General features: G+C 73.5%; 20 protein-coding genes and 1 pseudogene. 12 read left to right on the top strand and 9 right to left on the bottom strand.

Going from position 1 to position 19,718, the window contains the following annotated elements:
• Nucleotides 1–51: 51 nt before the first annotated feature.
• Nucleotides 52–1,080 (top strand): ATP-binding cassette domain-containing protein, encoded by a 1,029-nt coding sequence (locus tag ACFY3N_RS28275; protein WP_390819577.1) that lies wholly within the window; start codon nt 52–54, stop codon nt 1,078–1,080.
• The gene (locus tag ACFY3N_RS28270; protein WP_390819576.1) at nt 1,077–1,895 is read left to right on the top strand and encodes an ABC transporter permease; all 819 of its coding nucleotides are present in this window, start codon (nt 1,077–1,079) and stop codon (nt 1,893–1,895) included. Before ACFY3N_RS28275 ends, ACFY3N_RS28270 begins: the two co-directional genes overlap by 4 nt.
• 2,100 nt (nt 1,896–3,995) lie before the next feature.
• Here ACFY3N_RS28270 and ACFY3N_RS28265 read toward each other — a convergent pair.
• Nucleotides 3,996–5,177, bottom strand: a pseudogene (locus ACFY3N_RS28265) (BTAD domain-containing putative transcriptional regulator); the annotation flags it as partial.
• A 165-nt stretch (nt 5,178–5,342) separates the two neighbouring features.
• Between ACFY3N_RS28265 and ACFY3N_RS28260 the strand changes: the two are divergent.
• Entirely contained in the window at nt 5,343–6,143 is an 801-nt protein-coding gene (locus ACFY3N_RS28260) for a site-2 protease family protein (RefSeq protein ID WP_390819575.1), read from the top strand.
• Here ACFY3N_RS28260 and ACFY3N_RS28255 read toward each other — a convergent pair.
• Entirely contained in the window at nt 6,133–6,405 is a 273-nt protein-coding gene (locus ACFY3N_RS28255; protein WP_390819574.1) for a hypothetical protein, read from the bottom strand. The genes ACFY3N_RS28260 and ACFY3N_RS28255 overlap by 11 nt on opposite strands.
• 4 nt (nt 6,406–6,409) lie before the next feature.
• On the bottom strand, nt 6,410–7,123 hold the full coding sequence (npdG, locus tag ACFY3N_RS28250; RefSeq protein ID WP_390819573.1) for an NADPH-dependent F420 reductase: 714 nt from the start codon (nt 7,121–7,123) through the stop codon (nt 6,410–6,412).
• A gap of 141 nt (nt 7,124–7,264) precedes the next feature.
• On the opposite strand from npdG, the gene ACFY3N_RS28245 reads away from it, so the two are divergent.
• Nucleotides 7,265–7,879, top strand: coding sequence for a hypothetical protein (locus tag ACFY3N_RS28245; RefSeq protein WP_390819572.1), 615 nt, complete (start codon nt 7,265–7,267; stop codon nt 7,877–7,879).
• Nucleotides 7,880–7,897: 18 nt separating this feature from the next.
• Here the strand turns inward: ACFY3N_RS28245 and ACFY3N_RS28240 are convergent, their stop codons facing one another.
• Nucleotides 7,898–8,128: a hypothetical protein gene (locus ACFY3N_RS28240; RefSeq protein ID WP_390819571.1), complete on the bottom strand. Its 231-nt coding sequence runs from the start codon at nt 8,126–8,128 to the stop codon at nt 7,898–7,900.
• Between the two features lie 67 nt (nt 8,129–8,195).
• Here ACFY3N_RS28240 and map point away from each other — a divergent pair, with 67 nt between their 5' ends.
• Together map and ACFY3N_RS28230 are read left to right on the top strand one after the other, a co-directional pair.
• Entirely contained in the window at nt 8,196–9,053 is an 858-nt protein-coding gene (gene map, locus ACFY3N_RS28235; protein WP_390819570.1) for a type I methionyl aminopeptidase, read from the top strand.
• Between the two features lie 131 nt (nt 9,054–9,184).
• The gene (locus ACFY3N_RS28230; protein WP_390819569.1) at nt 9,185–9,832 is read left to right on the top strand and encodes a heme oxygenase (biliverdin-producing); all 648 of its coding nucleotides are present in this window, start codon (nt 9,185–9,187) and stop codon (nt 9,830–9,832) included.
• Nucleotides 9,833–9,956: 124 nt separating this feature from the next.
• On the opposite strand, the gene ACFY3N_RS28225 is transcribed toward ACFY3N_RS28230, so the two are convergent.
• On the bottom strand, nt 9,957–10,601 hold the full coding sequence (locus tag ACFY3N_RS28225; RefSeq protein ID WP_390819568.1) for a PhzF family phenazine biosynthesis protein: 645 nt from the start codon (nt 10,599–10,601) through the stop codon (nt 9,957–9,959).
• A gap of 103 nt (nt 10,602–10,704) precedes the next feature.
• Nucleotides 10,705–11,025, bottom strand: coding sequence for a hypothetical protein (locus ACFY3N_RS28220; protein WP_390819567.1), 321 nt, complete (start codon nt 11,023–11,025; stop codon nt 10,705–10,707).
• Between the two features lie 496 nt (nt 11,026–11,521).
• Here ACFY3N_RS28220 and efeO point away from each other — a divergent pair, with 496 nt between their 5' ends.
• From efeO to ACFY3N_RS28200, 4 genes are read left to right on the top strand one after another with little or no spacing between them, the layout of a single operon-like run.
• On the top strand, nt 11,522–12,673 hold the full coding sequence (gene efeO, locus ACFY3N_RS28215; protein WP_390819566.1) for an iron uptake system protein EfeO: 1,152 nt from the start codon (nt 11,522–11,524) through the stop codon (nt 12,671–12,673).
• 15 nt (nt 12,674–12,688) lie between these two features.
• Nucleotides 12,689–13,933 (top strand): iron uptake transporter deferrochelatase/peroxidase subunit, encoded by a 1,245-nt coding sequence (gene efeB, locus ACFY3N_RS28210; protein WP_390819565.1) that lies wholly within the window; start codon nt 12,689–12,691, stop codon nt 13,931–13,933.
• Nucleotides 13,934–13,936: 3 nt separating this feature from the next.
• Complete coding sequence (efeU, locus tag ACFY3N_RS28205) at nt 13,937–14,809, top strand: iron uptake transporter permease EfeU (protein ID WP_390819564.1); 873 nt, start codon at nt 13,937–13,939, stop codon at nt 14,807–14,809.
• Nucleotides 14,769–15,746 (top strand): hypothetical protein, encoded by a 978-nt coding sequence (locus ACFY3N_RS28200; RefSeq protein WP_390819563.1) that lies wholly within the window; start codon nt 14,769–14,771, stop codon nt 15,744–15,746. Before efeU ends, ACFY3N_RS28200 begins: the two co-directional genes overlap by 41 nt.
• 61 nt (nt 15,747–15,807) lie before the next feature.
• Here ACFY3N_RS28200 and ACFY3N_RS28195 read toward each other — a convergent pair whose 3' ends face one another.
• A complete protein-coding gene (locus ACFY3N_RS28195; RefSeq protein ID WP_390819562.1) occupies nt 15,808–16,545 on the bottom strand; it encodes a bifunctional DNA primase/polymerase in 738 nt (245 codons plus the stop codon).
• 214 nt (nt 16,546–16,759) lie between these two features.
• On the opposite strand from ACFY3N_RS28195, the gene ACFY3N_RS28190 reads away from it, so the two are divergent.
• Complete coding sequence (locus ACFY3N_RS28190; protein ID WP_390819561.1) at nt 16,760–17,647, top strand: glycerophosphodiester phosphodiesterase; 888 nt, start codon at nt 16,760–16,762, stop codon at nt 17,645–17,647.
• Between the two features lie 22 nt (nt 17,648–17,669).
• On the opposite strand, the gene ACFY3N_RS28185 is transcribed toward ACFY3N_RS28190, so the two are convergent.
• Nucleotides 17,670–18,287, bottom strand: coding sequence for a TetR/AcrR family transcriptional regulator (locus ACFY3N_RS28185; RefSeq protein WP_390819560.1), 618 nt, complete (start codon nt 18,285–18,287; stop codon nt 17,670–17,672).
• 57 nt (nt 18,288–18,344) lie between these two features.
• On the opposite strand from ACFY3N_RS28185, the gene ACFY3N_RS28180 reads away from it, so the two are divergent.
• Nucleotides 18,345–18,689 (top strand): DUF6243 family protein, encoded by a 345-nt coding sequence (locus ACFY3N_RS28180; protein ID WP_390819559.1) that lies wholly within the window; start codon nt 18,345–18,347, stop codon nt 18,687–18,689.
• Here the strand turns inward: ACFY3N_RS28180 and ACFY3N_RS28175 are convergent.
• Entirely contained in the window at nt 18,596–19,627 is a 1,032-nt protein-coding gene (locus ACFY3N_RS28175; protein ID WP_390819558.1) for a small ribosomal subunit Rsm22 family protein, read from the bottom strand. The genes ACFY3N_RS28180 and ACFY3N_RS28175 overlap by 94 nt on opposite strands.
• Nucleotides 19,628–19,718 lie beyond the last annotated feature (91 nt).

Below are 19,718 nucleotides of genomic sequence, written 5' to 3'. Positions count from 1 at the left end.
TGTCGGTGGGATGTCGGGGGTTTGTCGGTGGGGGTTGGCACAGTCCTCGGCATGACGCGAAACGACGAAGACCTGGGGGGCGCGGGGAGCGCCGTGACCGTGCGGGGGCTGGTCAAGCACTACGGGGAGACCAAGGCGCTGGACGGGGTCGACCTGGATGTGCGCGAGGGCACCGTGATGGGGGTGCTCGGGCCGAACGGGGCCGGGAAGACCACGCTGGTACGGATCCTGTCCACCCTTCTCACGCCGACCGCCGGGCACGCCACCGTCGCCGGGTACGACGTGGTCCGCCAGCCTAGGCAGCTGCGCCGGGTGATCGGGCTGACCGGGCAGTACGCCTCCGTGGACGAGAAGCTTCCGGGCTGGGAGAACCTGTACCTGATCGGGCGGCTGCTCGACCTGTCCCGCAAGGAGGCCCGGTCCCGCGCCGACGAGCTGCTGGAGCGGTTCTCGCTCACCGACGCGGCCCGGCGGCCGGCGGCCACGTACTCCGGCGGTATGCGGCGGCGCCTGGACCTGGCCGCCTCGATGATCGGCCGGCCGGCCGTGCTGTACCTGGACGAGCCGACCACGGGACTGGACCCCCGCACCCGCAACGAGGTGTGGGACGAGGTCAAGCGGCTGGTCGGGGACGGGGTGACCGTGCTGCTGACCACCCAGTACATGGAGGAGGCCGAGCAGCTCGCCTCCGAGCTGACCGTCGTGGACCGGGGCAAGGTCATCGCGAGCGGCGGCATCGAGGAGCTGAAGGCCAAGGTCGGCGGCCGTACGCTGCGCATCCGCCCGGCCGATCCGCTGCGGCTGCGCCCGCTGGCGGACGACCTCGACGCGCTGGGCATCACCGGACTCGCCACGACCACCGTGGACGCCGAGCGGGGTGCCGTGCTCGTCCCCGTGCTCAGTGACGAGCAACTGACCGCCGTGGTCGGCGCGGTCACCGCGCGCGGTGTCACCCTCAGCTCCATCACCACCGAACTGCCCAGCCTGGACGAGGTGTTCCTGTCCCTCACCGGTCACCGCGCCGGCGCCCCGCAGGACACCGTGCCCGCCGGGACCCACGAGGAGGCCGTCGCCGTATGAGCGCCACCACCACCGCCACCGACCTCCGCGCGGACGCCCGTATCCCGCTGCGCGGGCATCTGCGCCACACCGGTGCCCTGGTGCGCCGCAACCTGCTGTGGATACGGCAGGACCCGGAGTCGATGTTCGACGCCGTGCTGTTCCCGATCGTCTTCACCCTGCTGTTCGTGTACGTCTTCGGCGGCTCGATCGGGCAGTCGCTGGGCGGCGGACAGGAGGCGTACGTGCAGTACATCGTGCCCGGCCTGATGGCCATGATGGGCATGAACATGGCCCAGGGGGTGGGCACCGGGTTCAACCAGGACTTCAACACCGGGGTCATGGACCGCTTCCGGTCGCTGCCGATCGGGCGTGGCTCGGTGCTGTTCGCGAAGATCTCGGTCGAGATGATGCGGATGCTGATCGCCACCGCCATCCTCATGGTCGTCGGTGTCCTCGTCGGCTTCGACATCACCCACTGGCCCGGGCTGTTCGCCGCCGTGGGACTGTCCGCCGTGTTCGGCTCGGCGCTGATGTGGATCTTCCTCACGCTGGGTGTGGTGATGAAGAACGCGCAGTCGGTGCAGGCGATGGGCTTCCTGGTGCTGATGCCGCTGCAGTTCGGCTCGTCGATCTTCGCGCCGACCGAGTCGATGCCGGGCTGGCTGGAATCCTTCACCCGGGTCAACCCGCTGTCCGCGCTGGCGGACGCCGCGCGCGGGCTGATGGTGGGTGGCCCGGTCGCTCACGACCTGTGGCTGACGCTGGCCTGGTCGGTGGGGATCACGGCGGTGATGGCACCGGTCGCGATCCACAAGTTCCGTACGAAGAGCTGATCACTCCGGTCCGAGCAGGGCGTCGGCGTTCTCCTGGGGGAGGCCGGCGCCCTCGGCGTACGCGGTCTCGTACGCCGGGTCGCCGAGGGCCGCCCGGATGCGCGCCTCGGCCCGTTCGCGCACCTCGCGCTCCACGAGTCCGGCGTGGTGCTCGGGCGGCAGCCAGGAGTCGGCCGCGCCGAGGCAGCGGGCCGCTTGCCGGGCCCGCCGCCCGCCGTCGACGCCGGCGAGGGCGACGGCGCCCAGGGTGAGGTACGCCGAGCGCATGTGGGGCGCCATGGCGGCGGAGAGCGGGTCGCCCGCCTGCCGGAGCGCCTCGCGGATGACCACCAGGGCCTGCTCGTCGTTGCCGTCGGCCACTTCCAGCCAGCCCTCGGCTCCGAGGATGAACGCGTCGAAGACGACGTAGTGCGCGATGCGGAACTCCTGGCGCAGGGCCCGCAGGTGCTCCCGCGCCTCCGCCGTGCGCCCGGTCGCGCAGAGCCAGCCGGTCAGGAAGAGCCGGGCGGCGGGCAGGGCCTCGGTGTGCCGGCCCCTCGTGTCGTCGATGACCTCGCGCAGCAGCCGCTCACCGCGCTCCGCCTCACCCGCCTCCAGCAGCACGCTGCCCAGCCGGGCGGTGAGCACGGCCGTGTGGGCACGGGCGCCGAGGCGGTCGGCGTGCTCGATCGCCGCCTCGTAGTCCGCGGCGGCTTCCCGGTACGCGCCGGCGCGTTCGCGGGCCTCGCCGCGCGCGGAGAGCGCCTCGGCGGTGCCCCAGGTGTCGCCGAGCCGGCGGTGGATCTCCAGGGCCTCGTCGGCGTCACGGCGCGCGTCGCCGGCCCAGTCACTGCGGTTGGCCAGGAAGTTGGCGCGCAGCTGGAGGTTGGAGGCCAGCTCCCACTCGAATCCGGGGTTCGCCCGGCAGGTGCGGATCGCCGCGTCGACCACGTGGCGCAGCCGCTCCATGTCGCCGGTCAGCATCACGGCGAACACCCAGAGCAGGCCGGGCGTCCGGCAGACCTGCGGCAGGCCCGGCTCGTACGTCGCGCCGACGAGGCGCAGCTTGTGCTGCGCCTGCGGGGTCTGCCAGTCGTCGAGTTCGGTGTCCATGTGGGCCAGATGGGCCAGGTGCACCCCGCGGCGGGCCTCGGCGAGGACCTCGCCGGTCATCGGGGGCGGGGCGTCGGTGCAGCGCTGCCACAGCGGGGCGGCGGGCCGCACCGGTTCGGTGAACGGGTCGGGGGCGAGGGCCATGACCTCGGCGCACCAGTTGCGGGCCTCGATGCGCAGATCGCGCATCTGCCAGTACCAGACGAGCGACAGGGTGATGCAGAGCGCCTCCTGCTCGTCGCGCAGGGCGAGGGCGTGGCGCAGCGCCGTGCGCACGTTCTCGTACTCCCGCTCCAGCAGGGCGATGGCGGCCACCTGGTGCGGGCCGCGCAGCATCGGCTCGGTGGTGCGGGCCACTTCACGGAAGTACGTCAGGTGCGCCCGCTCGGCCTCCGGGCGCCGGCCGGACTCGTCGAGGCGTTCACCGGCGTACTCGGCGACGGTCTCCAGGAGGCGGTAGCGCATCTCGCCGTCGCCCGAAGGGGCGGCCACCACCAGGGACTTGTCGACGAGGGAGCCGAGCGCGTCGAGCGCGGCCGGTCCGCACACGGCCTCGGCGGCGGCGAGGCCGCAGCCGCCCGCGAAGACCGACAGCCGGCCCAGCACGTCGCGTTCGTCCTCGTCGAGCAGGTCCCAGGACCAGTCGACGACGGCCCGCAGGGTCTGCTGCCGGGGGAGCACGGTGCGGCTGCCGGAGGTGAGCAGCCGGAAGCGGTCGTCGAGCCGGTCGGCGATCTGGCGCGGGGTGAGCATCCGCAGCCGGGCGGCGGCGAGTTCGATGGCCAGCGGCAGTCCGTCGAGGCGGCGGCAGATCTCCGCGCAGGCCGCCGCGGTGTCGTCGTCGGCGTCGGTGCGGAAGCCGGGGCGGGCGGCGGCCCCCCGGTCGGCGAGCAGGCGCAGGGCGACCGGTTCGGGCAGCGGCTCCACCGGCCGCAGCAACTCCCCGCGCACACCGAGCGGTTCGCGGCTGGTGGCGAGGACGGTGAGCCGGGGGCAGCGTTCCAGCAGCGCCTGGACGAGGTGGGCGGCGGCCTCGACGACGTGTTCGCAGTTGTCCAGGATCAGCAGCATGCGGCGCGGGCCGCAGTGCTCGGCGAGGCGTTCCACCGGGTCGTCGTGCCGGTCGGTGACGGCCCGCATGCTCTCGGCGCCGGCGCCGTACAGCACGGTCTCGCGGGCGCCGACGGCGGTGAGGACGGCCTCGGGCACGGCGTCGGGGTCGTCGACCGGGGCGAGCTCGGCGAGCCACACGCCGTCGGGGATGCTCTGCCGCACGGTCTCGGCGGCCTCCTGCGACAGCCGGGTCTTGCCGGCCCCGCCCGGTCCGAGCAGGGTCACCAGGCGGGCGGCGGCGAGGTCCGCGCGGATGGTCTCGATGTCGGCCTCCCGGCCGACGAACGAGGTCAGCCGGGCCCGCAGGTTGCCGGGCGGCGCGCCTGCCCGGCCGGCGGGCACCGGCCCGGGTCTCAGCAACTCGGCGTGCAGTGCGCGCAGTTCGGGGCCGGGGTCGGAGCCGAGGCGGTCCGCGAGCAGGCGTCGTACGTCCTCGAAGGCGGCCAGGGCCTCGGCGGTGCGGCCCGTGTCGCGCAGGGCGCGCAGCCGCAGCGCCTGGAGGGGTTCGTCGAGGGGGTGTCCGTCGCACAGCGCGGTCAGCTCGGGCAGGGACTGCTCGGCGCCGCCGAGGTCGAGGGCGGCGGCGTGCCGGGCGCGCAGCACGTCCAGGTGCCGGGTCCGCAGGCGGGCCGCGTCGGCGGTGCGGTCGGGCAGGCCGGTGAGGGCGGGGCCGCGCCACAGGGCGAGGGCGTCGTCCAGTACGGCGGCCGCCTTCGCCGGGTCGCCGTCGGCCAGGGCGCGCAGGCCGTCGCCGGCCAGCCGCTCGAAACGGTGCAGGTCGACGTCGTCGGGCGCGGCGGTCAGCCGGTAGCCGCCGTCGACGGAGGCGATCTCGTCCGCGCCGAGCGCCCGGCGCAGCCGCCCCACCAGCGCCTGGAGGGCCCCGGTCGCGTCGGCCGGCGGATCGCCGTCCCCCCAGACCTCGTCGACCAGCAGGCCCACGGGCACGGTGCGCCCGGCCCGCAGGGCGAGCACGGTCAGCAGGGCGCGCAGCCGCGCCCCGCCGACCGGGACGACGGTGCCGTCGGGACGGAGTGCCTGGGTGGTGCCGAGGATGCGGTAGCGCACGGGGTCCATTCTCTCCGGCGACGGTCGCGACGGTCACCGGGGCCGAAGGGCTGCGGGGGGCGCTCCCACCCTGCACGGAACCGGCGGCGCGTGCGAGACGTTTTCACCGTGCGCCCGGTACCGTCGGGCAGTCCCCGCGCGTCGCCGCGTGCGCCCGACCGTCCGAGGAGCCCCATGACCACCGCCGCCACCCGTCGCAGCGACCGGAGGATCAGCCCGGTCTTCCTGGGCATCCTGGCCGTGACGGCGGTCACCGGGTGGGCCACCTGGACCGGGTTCGCGGAGCAGCCCGGGGTCGCCGTGTTCCTGTTCGTGACGGCCGCCTGGATCGTCTCCCTGTGCCTGCACGAGTACGCGCACGCGCGCACGGCGCTGCACAGCGGCGACATATCGGTCGGCGCGAAGGGCTATCTCACGCTGAACCCGGTGAAGTACACGCACGCCCTGCTGAGCATCGTGCTCCCGGTGGTCTTCGTGATCATGGGCGGGATCGGCCTGCCGGGCGGTGCGGTGTTCATCGAGCGCGGGCGGATCCGGGGGCGGTGGCGGCACAGTCTGATCTCGGCGGCCGGCCCGCTGACGAACGTGCTCTTCGCGATCGTGTGCACGGCGCCGTTCTGGCTGGACGCGCTGGACGGCGTGCCGGCCGGCTTCCGGTTCGCGCTGGCGTTCCTGGCGCTGCTCCAGGTGACGGCCGCGATCCTGAACTTCCTGCCGGTGCCGGGCCTGGACGGCTACGGCGTGATCGAGCCCTGGCTGTCGTACAGGGTCCGGCGGCAGGTGGAGCCGTTCGCCCCGTTCGGCCTGCTGTTCGTGTTCGCGCTGCTGTGGGTGCCGTCGGTGAACGGCGCGTTCTTCGACGCGGTCGACGCGCTGCTGGGGACGCTGGGCATCGACGAGCTCGACACGTACTGCGGCTACGACCTGTTCCGCTTCTGGCGGGAGACGAGCGGGTACTGCTCGGTCAGCCCGTGACCGGCCCGCCGTCCCGCGCGGCCGTACGCCCGCGCCTGAGGTAGTACCAGGTCATGTTGGACGACAGGCCCGCCAGCAGCACCCAGACGATGCCGATGAACACGCTGCCCCGGACGAAGGAGACGACGGCCGCGGCGACGGCGAGGAGGCAGACGGCGAGGGCGTAGGGGAAGAGGCGCCGGGCCTGGGCCGGCGGGGGCAGGGGGGACATGGCTGCGGGCTCCTGTCGGGGGACACTGCTACGGCCTCCAGTGTCCCCCATCGCCTCATACGTCCGTGACCCGGAGCCCGGCGTGCGCCTTGTAGCGGCGGTTGACGGAGATCAGGTTGGCGACCAGCGACTCCACCTGGTGGGCGTTGCGCAGCCGCCCGGCGAAGACGCCCCGCATGCCCGGGATGCGGCCGGCCAGCGCCTGCACGATCTCCACGTCGGCGCGGACCTCGCCGAGCACCATCACGTCGGTGTCGATCTCGTCGATCCCCGGGTCCTGGAGCAGTACGGCCGACAGGTGGTGGAAGGCGGCGGTGACCCGGGAGTCCGGGAGCAGCGCGGCGGCCTGCTGGGCGGCGCTGCCCTCCTCCGGCTTCAGCGCGTAGGCGCCCTGCTTGTCGAAGCCGAGCGGGTTGACGCAGTCCACGACGAGCTTGCCGGCCAGTTCCTCGCGCAGGGATTCCAGCGTCTTTCCGTGACCGTCCCACGGCACGGCGACGATCACGATGTCGCTGCCGCGGGCGGTCTCGGCGTTGTCGGCGCCCTCGACGCCGTACCCGAGCTCCTCGGCGGCGGCCCGGGCGCGCTCGGCGGCACGGGAGCCGATGATCACCTTCTGGCCGGCCTTGGCGAGCCGGTACGCGAGGCCCTTGCCCTGGGGGCCGGTGCCGCCGAGCACGCCGACGACGAGCCCGGAGACGTCGGGCAGGTCCCAGGGGTCCTTGGCGGGGGCCTTCGCGGGCTGCTGTGCGCTGTCACTGGAGGTCATGGACCGACCTTACGTCCGTGACGGCACCGCGTCCGGCGGGCGTGAGCCCTCTCACGTGCCCCGGGGCCGTGTCCCCGGTTCGGGCGAACCGGGTTCGAACACCCGGACGTGGAGGCGCGGTTGGGGGAAGGATGCGGTCGCATGGATGCGGTACGGGTCGCGCTGCTGCGGGAAGTGCTCGCCGGGACGGAATGGCTGGGCGCCACCCGGCACTTCGCGGGGACGCTGCGCGGTTCGGTGGTCTCGCACCGGGGCGGGCTGCTGCTCGTGGGCACACCGGAGTACGAGCCGTGGCATCTGGCGGCGCACCTGGCGGACGAGGCCGCCTGGTCGGGCACCCCGGAGCTGACCCCCACGCTCGTACGGCACGGGGCGCGCTCCTCGGACCCCGCGCACCTGGCGGTGGGCCTGGGGCGGCTGGAGGCGGCGCGGCGGGGCGAGACACTGCTGGTGGTGGCGCCCGGGGAGGCTGCCGGGGAGACGGCCGCCCCGCTCCTGGAGCGGGTGTGCGACGCCCGCCGGGCCGGGGCGACGGTGCTGTCCCTGGGTCCCGGCGAGGGTGAGCTCCCGGCGATGGCGCACGAGGTCCTGCCCGTGCCCGACGGCTCCGAGCTGGACCTGGACACCGTGCAGCACCTGGTCAGCGCGGCGGCCGGGGAGAACGTCCTGCCGGCCCGCCGGGGTCCCCGCCGCTTCCGGGACCGCCTGTCGCGGCTGGCCGACCTGCTGACGGCCCCGCCGCCCACGCGCTGGTAGCGGCCCGCACCGGTGCGGTCAGTCGCCGTCCCGCTCCCCTGCGGGGGCGTCGCGCCACCTGGAGTCGTTCTCCCACTGGAGGTTGCGCTCGCGGGCCGTCTCCATGGCGTGCTCGGCCTCGGTGCGGCTCCGGTACGGGCCGAAGCGGTCCTTGCCGGGGCAGTCGGGACCCTCCTCGACCTTCTTGTGCTCCAGGCAGTAGTACCACTCGCCCGGCTTTCCGACCGTCCGCTTCTTGAACAGGGGCATGACCGGCTCCTCTCGCCATCTCACCAGGAAGATGGTCCCCCGTCGCCGCTGAATTAGACTCGCCGGCATGTCTGGCCAGTCGCTGCTCGTCCCTGGGGAGCTGTCCCCCACCCGTTCCGTGCCCGGGAACATCCGTCGTCCCGAGTACGTCGGCAAGCCCGCCCCGACCCCGTACACCGGTCCGGAGGTGCAGACGCCCGAGACGGTCGAGGCGATGCGCACCGCCGGCCGGATCGCCGCGCGGGCGATGGAGGAGGCCGCGAAGCTGATCGCGCCCGGCGTGACGACGGACGAACTCGACCGCGTGGCGCACGAGTACATGTGCGACCACGGCGCCTATCCGTCGACGCTCGGCTACCGCGGCTTCCCCAAGTCGCTGTGCACCTCGGTCAACGAGGTGATCTGCCACGGCATCCCGGACTCGACGGTGCTGCGCGACGGCGACATCGTCAACCTGGACGTGACGGCGTACATCGGCGGGGTGCACGGCGACAACAACGCCACGTACCTGGTCGGGGAGGTGGACGAGGAGAGCCGCCTGCTGGTGGAGCGCACCCGCGAGTCCCTCGCCCGCGCGATCAAGGCGGTCAAGCCGGGCCGGCAGATCAACATCATCGGCCGGGTGATCGAGTCGTACGCGAAGCGGTTCGGCTACGGCGTGGTCCGTGACTTCACCGGCCACGGCATCAACTCGTCGTTCCACTCGGGCCTGATCATCCCGCACTACGACAGTCCGCACGCGACGACGGTGATGCAGCCGGGGATGACCTTCACCATCGAGCCGATGCTGACGCTGGGGACCCACGAGTACGACATGTGGGACGACGGCTGGACGGTCGTGACGAAGGACCGCAGGCGCACGGCCCAGTTCGAGCACACGCTGGTCGTGACGGACACGGGCGCGGACATCCTGACCCTGCCGTAGCCCCCTTGTTTCCCGGCCCGCCCTCTCCCCGGAGGGCGGGCTTTTCCGTGCCGTGGCAGAGTGGGGAGTTGCCGACAGGGCGTCGGCAAACCATTGACTTAGGTAACCCTAAGCGTGAAAGATCTGGACTCATGGACTCCTTCTCGACCCTCATCCGCACCGCCTCCCACGAGCAGCACAGGGAGGCGGAGACGTCGACGTTCATGAGCGATCTGCTGGGCGGCCGGCTGGGCGTGGACGCGTACGCGCGCTACACCGAGCAGCTGTGGTTCGTGTACGAGGCGCTGGAGTCCGGTGCGCGGGGGCTGGCGTCGGACCCGGTGGCGGGCCCGTTCATCCGGCCGGAGCTGTTCCGCCTGCCCTCCCTGGAGCGCGACCTGGCCCACCTGCGCGGCCCCGGCTGGCGCGCCGGGCTGACCGCCCTGACCGCCACCCGGACCTACGCGGCCCGTGTCGCCGAGTGCGCCCGTACCTGGCCGTCCGGTTACCTCGCCCACCACTACACCCGTTACCTGGGCGACCTCTCCGGCGGCCAGATCATCCGCGGCACGGCGGAGAAGACCTGGGGCTTCGAGCGGAAGGGCGACGGCGTCCGCTTCTACGTCTTCGAGGAGATCCCCAACCCGGCGGCCTTCAAGCGGGCTTACCGCGAACTCCTGGACGCGGTCCCGGTCGACGACCTGGAGAAACAGCGCGTCGTGACGGAGTGCAAGCGGGCGTTCGCCCTGAACACGGACGTCTTCCGGGCCCTGGGCGAGGAGTTCCCGCTGTCGGCGTGACACCGGCCGCCGTCACGGCAGCCACGGGCGCACCGGCTCCGCGCGCGGCTCGGCGGTCCGGCTCCGTCGGGCGGGCACCTTGTTCAGCGCGCCGCCCGGGACGCCTTCGTCGCGCGGTGAGCGGTCAGCGCTCCAGGTAGACGCGGCCGCCGAGCTCCGTCCAGCCCTCGGGCTGGGGGGCCGTGAGGATCTGGGAGCCGGTGCCCTGGGTGATGTTCAGGGCGCGGCCCAATCGGTCGGTGAGGAGGAGGGCCGCGGCGCCCGTCGCCTCGTCCTCGTCGATGCCGTCGTCGCGGCCGGGGAAGGCGCGGGCGCGGACGCGGCCGGCCGGCTCGTCCAGCCAGGCCCAGGCGTAGATCCACTCCCCCTTCGGCGGCACGGGCAGGCCGTCGACCTCGGCGGCGCTCGCGTACTGGCGCAGGGTGCGCGGCGGCGCCCACTCCGCCCGTGCCTCGATCCAGCAGAACTCCCCGTCCTGCCGGGCGCCCATCACCCCGGCGGGGACGACCAGTTCGGGTACGTCGAGCAGCCAGGCCGCGCCGACGCAGGGGTGGCCGGCGAAGGGCAGGCGCAGGGTGGGGGTGTAGATGTCGATCACCCCGCGCTCGGGGTCGTCGACGAACACGGTCTCACTGAAGCCGAGCTTCGCGGCGAACTCCTGGCGGTCGTCCCGCTCGGGCATCACGGAGCCGTTGCGTACGACACCGAGTTCGTTGCCGTACCCGCCACGGGGCCCGCAGAAGACGCGCACCACGTCGTAATCAGTCACGGGGGCATTCAAGCACCGCGCGGGCGGCGAGGCCGCCCCAGGTCACGACGCCACCGGCGCCCGGACCCGTGCGCCGGGCCGCGGCGGAAGCCGCCCCGACGGGTCACAGATCGGCGACGTCCCCGGCCCTCTTGAAGACGGAGGTGAGCCTGTCCCCCAGGGCGTCGCGCCGCCTCGCACGCGCCGCCCGGTCCGCCGGCACCAGCCGCGCGGCGGTCCGCACGGCGTGGGCGTCCGGGTCGCCGAAGGCGGTCCGCGGGTCCTCCCCCGTGTCCGCGCAGTGCGCCGTGACCTCCTTGACCGCCTGGAGCACGACCGCCCGGTCCACGCCCGGCTGCATGGCCAGCCGTACCTGGAAACGCGCCATCCACTTCTCGCGGTCCTTCTCCCCCGCCGCGTCCGTCGTCCGGTCCTTCTTCGCCACGTGCTCTCCCGGGTGATCGGTGGCCGTCCGTCGTGGAGGGGGACGCCGGGGCGCCGCAGCGGGTTGCACGGGCGAGGCACCGATGTGTCCCCGGTGACCGCCGGGGCGCGGCACTTCCCTGCGGGCGGCCGCCCCGACGGAGCACCGGTCGCCGACGAGCGAGGCCGGGGCCCGCCGTTCGCGGGCGGCGCGGCGGGCGGGGAGACCTCCGCCCGTGACGACGGCCGCGCCGCTCGGCCACGCCCCGCCCAGGGCGGTCCCGGCGCTTCCGGGGCGGGACCGATTGACCTCCGCTTGACCCGGCCTGACCGATTCTTGACCTGGCCATGGCGGTTGTTTTGAGCCACCGTGATCCGACCGTACCTGTACGCCGTCAATGAGAGCCGGATCACCGTTCGAGCAGGTATCACTTAGGAAAACCTTAGGTACGTTAGGTCAGCCTCACCTTCCTTCATGAGGTTGATCGCGCAACATTTCGGCCACACTGGGAGCCTCCATGCGACCCGCCAGACTCTCTCTCGTCACCGCCGTCGCCACCGCGGCGGCCCTCGCCGCCCTCACCGGCTGCACCGAGAAGGGCGGCGACGCCGACGGCGAACAGGTCGTCGGCGTGACGGCCACGGACGACACGTGCGAGGTGTCGAAGAAGGAGTTCCCGGCCGGACACGTCGAACTCGCCATCGAGAACAAGGGCTCCAAGGTCACCGAGGTCTACCTCCTCTTCCCCGACGACCGGGTGGTCACCGAGCGGGAGAACATCGGCCCCGGCACCAAGCAGCGCGTCACCGCCGAGGTGAAGTCCGGTGACTACCTGATCGCCTGCAAGCCGGGCATGCGCGGCAAGGGCATACGCCAGGCCGTCAGGGCCACCGGCGGCCAGGCCGTCGAGCGTGACCCGCGGCTGGACAAGGCCGTGGCCGCCTACCGCGCGTACGTGCAGGCGCAGGCCGACGAGACGCTGCCGAAGGCGAAGGAGTTCGCCGAGGCCGTCGAGGCCGGCGACCTCGAGGCCGCGAAGAAGGCGTACGCGCCCTCCCGCATCGGCTGGGAGCGCACCGAACCGGTGGCCGAGTCCTTCGGTGACATCGACCCCAAGGTCGACGTCCGCGAGGACGGCCTGGAGGACGGCCAGGACCCGGCGACCGACTGGACCGGCTGGCACCGCCTGGAGAAGGCCCTCTGGCAGGACGGGAGGATCGGCGACCGGGAGAAGGAGCTCGCCGGCCGGCTGATCACCGACCTGGAGGACTGGCAGGACCGGGTCGGCGAGGCCGACATCACCCCGACCTCCATGGCCAACGGTGCCAAGGAACTCCTCGACGAGGTCGCCACCGGCAAGGTCACCGGCGAGGAGGAGCGCTACTCGCACACCGACCTGGTCGACTTCAAGGCCAACGTCGAGGGCGCCGAGAGGTCGTACGCCCTGCTCAAGGCGGTGGCGGAGGAGAACGAACCGGCGCTGGTGAAGGAGCTCGACGAGCAGTTCGCGGCGCTGGACACGCTGCTCGACCGGTACCGCCCGGACACGGTGTCGTACGACTTCACCTCGTACGACAAGGTCGGAAAGGCCGACCGCAAGGAGCTGTCGGACGCGGTCAACGCGCTCGCGGAGCCGCTGTCGCGGCTCGCCGCGGCCGTGGTGAAGTAAGGACGGACCGGGACGATGACGGACGGCAACGCGCAGGCGCCCTCGCGGCGTTCACTGCTCGGCTGGGGCGGCGCGGGGCTCGCGCTCGGTGCCGCCGCGGCCGGCGGTGCGGCGGCGGTGGCCCGTACCGGGGACGGGCCCGGCACGGACGCGGACGCGGGCTCCGCGGTGGAGTTCCACGGGCCGCACCAGGCGGGCATCGCGACGCCCGTACAGGACCGGCTGCACTTCGCCGCGTTCGACGTGACGACCGACGACCGCGCCGAGTTCGTCGAGCTGCTGAAGGAGTGGACCGAGGCGGCGCGCCGGATGACCGCCGGCCGCGCGGTCGGTGAGGGCGCGTACGGCGGCCTCGCCGAGGCGCCGCCGGACGACACCGGTGAGGCGCTGGGCCTCAAGCCGTCCCGGCTGACGCTGACGGTGGGCTTCGGACCGTCCCTGTTCGACAGGTTCGATCTGGCCGGGCGGCGTCCCGAAGCCCTGGTGGAGCTGCCGAGGTTCGCCGGGGACAACCTGGACCGCGACCGCAGCGGCGGGGACCTGTGCGTGCAGGCCTGCGCGGACGATCCGCAGGTCGCCGTGCACGCGATCCGCAATCTCGCCCGCATCGGGTTCGGCCGGGTCGTGGTGCGCTGGTCGCAGCTCGGCTTCGGCAAGACGTCGTCCACGACCCCCGACGCGCAGACCCCGCGCAACCTGTTCGGTTTCAAGGACGGCACCCGCAACATCTCGGGCGCCGAGAAGGACCGGCTGGAGAAGTTCGTCTGGGTCGGGAAGAAGGACGGGCCCCGGTGGATGGCGGGCGGTTCCTATCTCGTCGCCCGGCGGATCCGGATGCACATCGAGACCTGGGACCGCACCCCGCTGCGGGAGCAGGAGGACATCTTCGGCCGGGACAAGGGCGAGGGCGCACCGGTCGGCAGGGCGAAGGAGCGGGACGAGCCGTTCCTGAAGGCGATGAAGCCCGACGCCCATGTGCGGCTGGCACACCCCGAGGCCAACGCGGGGGCGACGATCCTGCGCCGGGGCTACTCCTTCACCGACGGCACCGACGGTCTGGGACGCCTGGACGCGGGGCTGTTCTTCCTCGCCTACCAGCGCGATCCGCGCACCGGGTTCATCCGCATCCAGCGGAACCTGGCCCAGGACGCGCTCAACGAGTACATCCAGCACGTGGGTTCGGCGGTCTTCGCCGTGCCACCGGGCGTCCGCGACCAGGACGACTGGTGGGGCCGGGCGCTGTTCACCGAGGAGGCCTGAGCCGTGTTCTCCAACTACCTGATCGGTCTGCGCGAGGGCCTGGAGGCCAGTCTCGTCGTCTGCATCCTGATCGCCTACCTGGTGAAGACCGGACGGCGGGACGCGCTGAAGCCGGTGTGGACCGGCATCGGGGTCGCGGTCGCCCTGGCGCTCGGCTTCGGCTCGGCGCTCGAATTCGGCTCGCAGGAGCTGACGTTCGAGGCGCAGGAGGCGCTCGGCGGTTCACTGTCCGTCCTCGCGGTGTGCCTGGTGACGTGGATGGTGTTCTGGATGCGGCGCACCGCCCGGCACCTGAAGGCGGAGCTGCACGGCAAGCTGGACGCCGCGCTCGCGATGGGCACGGGCGCGCTGGTCGTCACCGCGTTCCTCGCCGTGGGCCGCGAGGGGCTGGAGACCGCCCTGTTCGTGTGGGCGTCCGTGCACGCGGCCGGGGACGGCAGCCCGCGCCCGCTGATCGGGGTGGCGCTGGGGCTGGCGACGGCGGTGGTCCTCGGCTGGCTGTTCTACCGGGGCGCGCTGCGCATCGACCTCGCCAGGTTCTTCACGTGGACCGGCGGCCTGCTGGTCGTCGTGGCGGCGGGCGTGCTGGCGTACGGCTTCCACGACCTGCAGGAGGCCGGCTGGCTGCCCGGTCTGACGGACCTGGCCTTCGACGTCAGCACCGTCGTCCCGCCGGACAGCTGGTACGGCACCCTGCTGAAGGGCGTGTTCAACTTCCAGCCCGACCCGACCGTCCTCCAGGTCACGGTGTGGCTGCTGTACCTGGTCCCGGCGCTCGCGCTGTTCCTCGCCCCGGTAGGGTTCGCCTCCGGGAAGGGGAAGGTGAAGGAACCGGATGAGCAGGGATCTCGGCCTTCGAAGGCTCCGCAGGCTTGACACGTGGGTGCTCGTGGCCGCCTTGTCGGTCACGGCGAGCGGCTGTGTGGTGGTGCACGGCGAGCGCGAGGTGCTCCCGGCCACCACCCGCGCCGAAGCCGCCGAGGCGCTCGAGGAGTTCACGGCCGCGTACAACGCGGCCGACGAGGCGTACGACGCCTCCCTGGACGCCGGCCACACCACCGGCGCCCTCGCCGCCATCGACGGGGCGCGGCTGAAGGCCGGGCGGGCCAACAGCCCGGAGGGCAATGCCGGGCACTCGCCGCTGGAGCTGACGGACGCGAAGTTCACCATCCCGAAGAAGGCCGGCTGGCCGCGCTGGTTCCTCGCCGACGCGGCCGGCAACAAGGGCGGCGAGGCACGCTGGCTGCTGGTGTTCACCCGGGACGGGCTGGACGAGACCTGGGAAGCGGCGTACCTGACGCTGGTCGCCCCGGACGACATACCGGAGTTCAGGACCGACGAGGACGGCTGGGCCGAGGCCGTGCCCGCCGACTCGTCCGACGTGGCGGTGCCGCCGGGCGAACTGAGCGAGGACTACGCGTCGTTCCTCAAGGACGGCGGGGACGTCTTCTCGGACGGCCCGTACACCAGCGGGTGGCGGACCCAGCGGGAGAAGAAGTCGTCGCGGCCGGGGCTGGCCACGCAGTACATCGACGAGCCGATGACGGACGGCGACTACGCGCCGCTGGCGCTGCGCACCGAGGACGGCGGGGCGCTGGTGTTCTTCACCACCCGCCACTTCGAGAAGCAGACCGCCGCGGCCGGGGCGTCGGTGCCGACGCCGAACAAGGACGTGCTGGCGCTGACGACCGGGGAGATACGGCAGTCGCTGACGATGGAGTTCGTCTCCAACGAGGTGGCACTGGACCCGGCCGACGGCGAGGTGGAGGTCCTGGGGCGGATCCAGGGGCTGACGTCGGCGCAGGGGGAGTAGCCGCGGCGGGGTGGGCGGCCCCGCTGTCCGTGGTGCGGGAAGAAGAGCGGCGGCCCGGCTGTCAGCGGTGCAGGGGCCAGGCCGTGCCCGCGTGGTCGGGCTGTTCGCCGATGTGGCGGGCGCAGGAGTCGGTGAGGACCTCCAGCAGGCTCAGCGGGTCCGGGAGCGGATGCTCGGGGCCGCGTACCCAGTGCACCGACGGGTCGTCGTCGCCGGGGAGGCGGGCGGGCGGTACGAGGACGTAGGAGCCGCGGCAGTGCCAGCGCAGGCCGGGGTGCTCGTCCATGGTCTCCGGGTGGCAGTCCAGCTCGCACGGCCACCACTCGTCCTCGTCCTCGGGGGTGCCGCGGGTGAGGGTGAAGAACAGCATCCGGCCGTCGTCGCTCTCGGCGACGGGGCCGACCTCGACGCCGGCGTCGAGGAGGCGGGTGAGCGCCTCGCGGCCGGCGTCCAGGGGGACGTCGAGGACGTCGTGCACCATGCCGGTGGCGGTGATGAAGTTGGCCTGCGGCTGGTGGCGGGCCCAGCGCTCGATCTGGGCGCGGTCGGTGGTGGACTGCGTCTGCCAGGCGAACGACACCGGGTGCCGGGCGGGGGTGGGACAGCCGACGCGGTCGCAGGAGCAGCCGTATCCGGCGGCGGGGTGGGCGGCGGGCGCGAGCGGCAGTCCCGCTTCGGCGGCGGCGAGCAGCAGGGTCTCACGGCCGCCCTCGTCGGCGGCCTGCCTCGGGCGGCGTCCGCGCAGCCACTGGGAGAGTTTGCCCTGCCGGCCGGTCCGGCCGCCGAACTCCGCGCTCATCTATCCCCTCGCCTCGCCGTCGTGCCCCACAGCATGCCCTATGGTCCCACGACCGTACGCGCCGGGGGGCCGGAGCGCACAATCGGCGCAGGTGGGACGAGGGCGACCCGATGGGGCGAGAGGTGGCGAAGGGGGCGCGCGAGACGAGGGCGCGTGCACCGGTTCGGGTGCCGTGGGGCGGTCCGCGGTGATCCGCGGACCTACCGTGGTCGTCATGGTCACATGTGTCGCGTGGACGGGCCTGGCGGCCGTGGCGTCCGTGGTCTCACTGACCGCCGCGGGCTTCCAGGGCCCGCTGGAGTCGGGTCCCGGGCCGCTGACGGTGGACTCGCTGCCGCGCGTTCCGTACGTCGCCCACCGGGGCGGGGCGCGCGAGGTCCCGGAGAACAGCATGTCGGGGCTGATGGCGGCGTACCGGCGCGGTACGGCGCAGGTGCTGGACTTCGACACGCGGGTGCTGCGGGACGGCACGCCGGTGGTCTTCCACGACGCGACCCTGGACCGCACCACCTTCCTGGGCGGCGAGGTGCGCGGCCTGGACGCCGGGGAGTGGCGGGGCGTACGGCTGCGTCCGCGCGACCGGCTGCCGGGGAGCTGGCGCTCGGAGCGGCCGCCGACGGTCGCCGAGGTGCTGGACCGATTCGGCGGGCGGATCGTGCTGATGCTGGAGGCGAAGGACCCGCGCGGTGTGGAGCGGCTGGCCGCGCTGATCCGCGCCCGCGGTCTGACCCGCTCGGTGTTCGTGAACACCAACGACCCCGCGGTCGCCCGCCGCGTCCACCGCCTGGGCCTGCTGACCCAGCTGTGGCGCTCGGCCCGTCAGCTGCGCACCGACCGTCCCGAGCGCTGGCGCTCCTACGTCGACCTGCTCGACGTCGACGTCAAGGCGCGGGACGCCGATCTGCGGCGCGCGGTGCGCTCCGGGGTTCCCCGGGTGTGGGCCCACACGGTCATCACCCCGGCGCAGCGCGACCGCGCCCTGGCGCTGGGCTGCAACGGCGTCATCACGGACGCGCCGGGGCGGCTGGCCCGGCATCCGGCGCGGGTGCCGGGGACGGCGCCGGGAAAGCCGGGGAAGGTGGGCGCGGGGCCGGGACGGTGAGGTCGCCGGCCGGCCGTGCCGGTCAGCGGGGCGCGAGGCCGTTGAGGGCGTAGTCGACGAGGGTGTCGGTGTAGTCGTGGGTGATCGGGCCCGTGTACTGGAGCCAGCGCTGGGCGAGGGGGGAGACGAAGAGCTCCAGGGCGATGCGGGGGTCGATGTCCGGGCGGACGTCCCCGGCGTCCCGGGCGGAGCGCAGACGGTCCACGTACAGCTGGAGCTGGGGTTCCAGCAGGTGGGCGACGAGTCTGCGGCCGAGTTCCTCGTTGACGACGCCCTCGGCGGCCAGCGCGCGGGAGGGGGCCTCGAAGGAGGGGTCGTGCAGTTCGTCGACCGTGGCGCGCAGGACGAGCTTGAGGTCGGCGGCGAGGTCGCCGGTGTCCGGGAAGGCGTACGGGACCTGGCCGGCCGCCGTTGCCGCCCGCTCGGCCATGTCGAGGAACGCCTCCAGGAGGACGTCCGCCTTCGACGACCACCACCGGTAGATCGTCTGCTTGCCGACTCCGGCGCGGGAGGCTATGCCCTCGATGGTGGTCCTCGGGTAGCCGACCTCGACGACCAGGGCGAGGGCGGCGTCGTAGATGGCCCGCCGGGAGCGCTCGCTGCGGCGGGTGGCGTCGGGGGCTGACTGGTGTGCGGCCATGGGTCGAATTTATCAGTTGACAAGACGGCGCGTCTCGCCGGACAGTGGTGGGTGTCGATGACGAGACGATACGTCTCGTACCGAGGAAGGGAGATCGTCATGGCCCGAGGCGGAGCCGGAAACATGCTGGGCGTCGGCGGCACCCGGCAGCACCTGGGCCGCGGGGCCCTGCGCGGGGGCGCACGCGGGGGCCGGATCGGCGGCGGCGCCGATCCGGGGGCGCAGAAGCGGGAACTGCTGCGCAGGCTGCAGGAGCGGCGGGAGGAGGAGCAGGGGGAAGAGCGGGAGGAGGGTGGCGCGGTGCCGGATCAGGCGTCGGCGGGCGGCCGGGGGTCCGCGGGCGGCCGGGGGTCCGCGGGCGGCCAGGAGTCGCCCCAGTCGGTGTCCCGGGCCGCCCGGTAGAGGTCGCCGTGGCGTTTGGTGACGGTACCGCGGCTCAGGGCCGGGTCCTTCTCGCAGAGGTCGAGGAGGACCTGGCCCTTGCGGATCTGCGGCTTGCGGACGACGCGGGCGGGGGCCGGGGTGACCGGGAGGCGGGTGGCGGCGACGTAGCTGAACTTCTCGTCCTCGTAGGCGAGGGAACCGCCCTTGATCTGCCGGTGCAGGGAGGAGCGGCTGACCCGCGCGGAGAAGTGGCACCAGTCCGTGCCGGGGGCGATGGGGCAGGCGGCGCTGTGCGGGCAGGGGGCGGCGACGTGGAAGCCGGCGGAGACCAGGCGGTCGCGGGCCTCGATGACGCGGGCGTATCCGTCGGGGGTCCCGGGTTCGACGATCACGACGGACCGCGCGGCGCCGGCCGCGGCGTCGACGAGGGCGGCGCGGTCGGGGGCGGTGAGCTCGTTGAGGACGTAGGAGACGGTGACGAGATCAGTGCTCTCGATGGTGAGCGCCGATCCGATACGAGAGCGGTGCCAGCGGGTGCCGTGCAGGGCGGGGTTGGCGGCGGCCAGTTCCCGGCCGAGGGCGAGGGCGGGCTCGGCCCAGTCGAGGACGGTCACGGGGCGCCGCCCGTCCCAGGTCGCGCTCACCGCCCAGGCCGCCGCACCGGTGCCGCCGCCGACGTCCACGTGGTCGCCGGGCGTCCACCCGGGCACGGCGTCCGCGAACGCCTCCAGCGCGGACCGCACCGCCTCGAACGTCGCGGGCATCCGGTAGGCGGCGTACGCGGCCACGTCGGCCCGGTCCCGCAGGATCGGCGCCCCGGTCGGGGTGGCGCCCCGGTAGGTGGCGATCAGCCGCTCGACGGCCTGCGCGGCCTGCCGCGGCGGAATCCCGTCGAGCAGCCCGGCGAGGGCGGAGCGCAGGGTTTCGGCGGTGGCCGGCGGGGCGGGGGCGTTCACCCGGCGATTCTACGGGGCGCGGCCGGCCCCCGGCCCACTTCAAGGCGCGGGCGCCCCGCAAAGCGCCAGGCCGTACGTACGGCACCCCATA

It is taken from the genome of Streptomyces sp. NPDC000348 (genome assembly GCF_042898795.1).
Lineage (GTDB): Bacteria > Actinomycetota > Actinomycetes > Streptomycetales > Streptomycetaceae > Streptomyces.
This window is presented reverse-complemented; position numbering and strand designations above follow the sequence as displayed.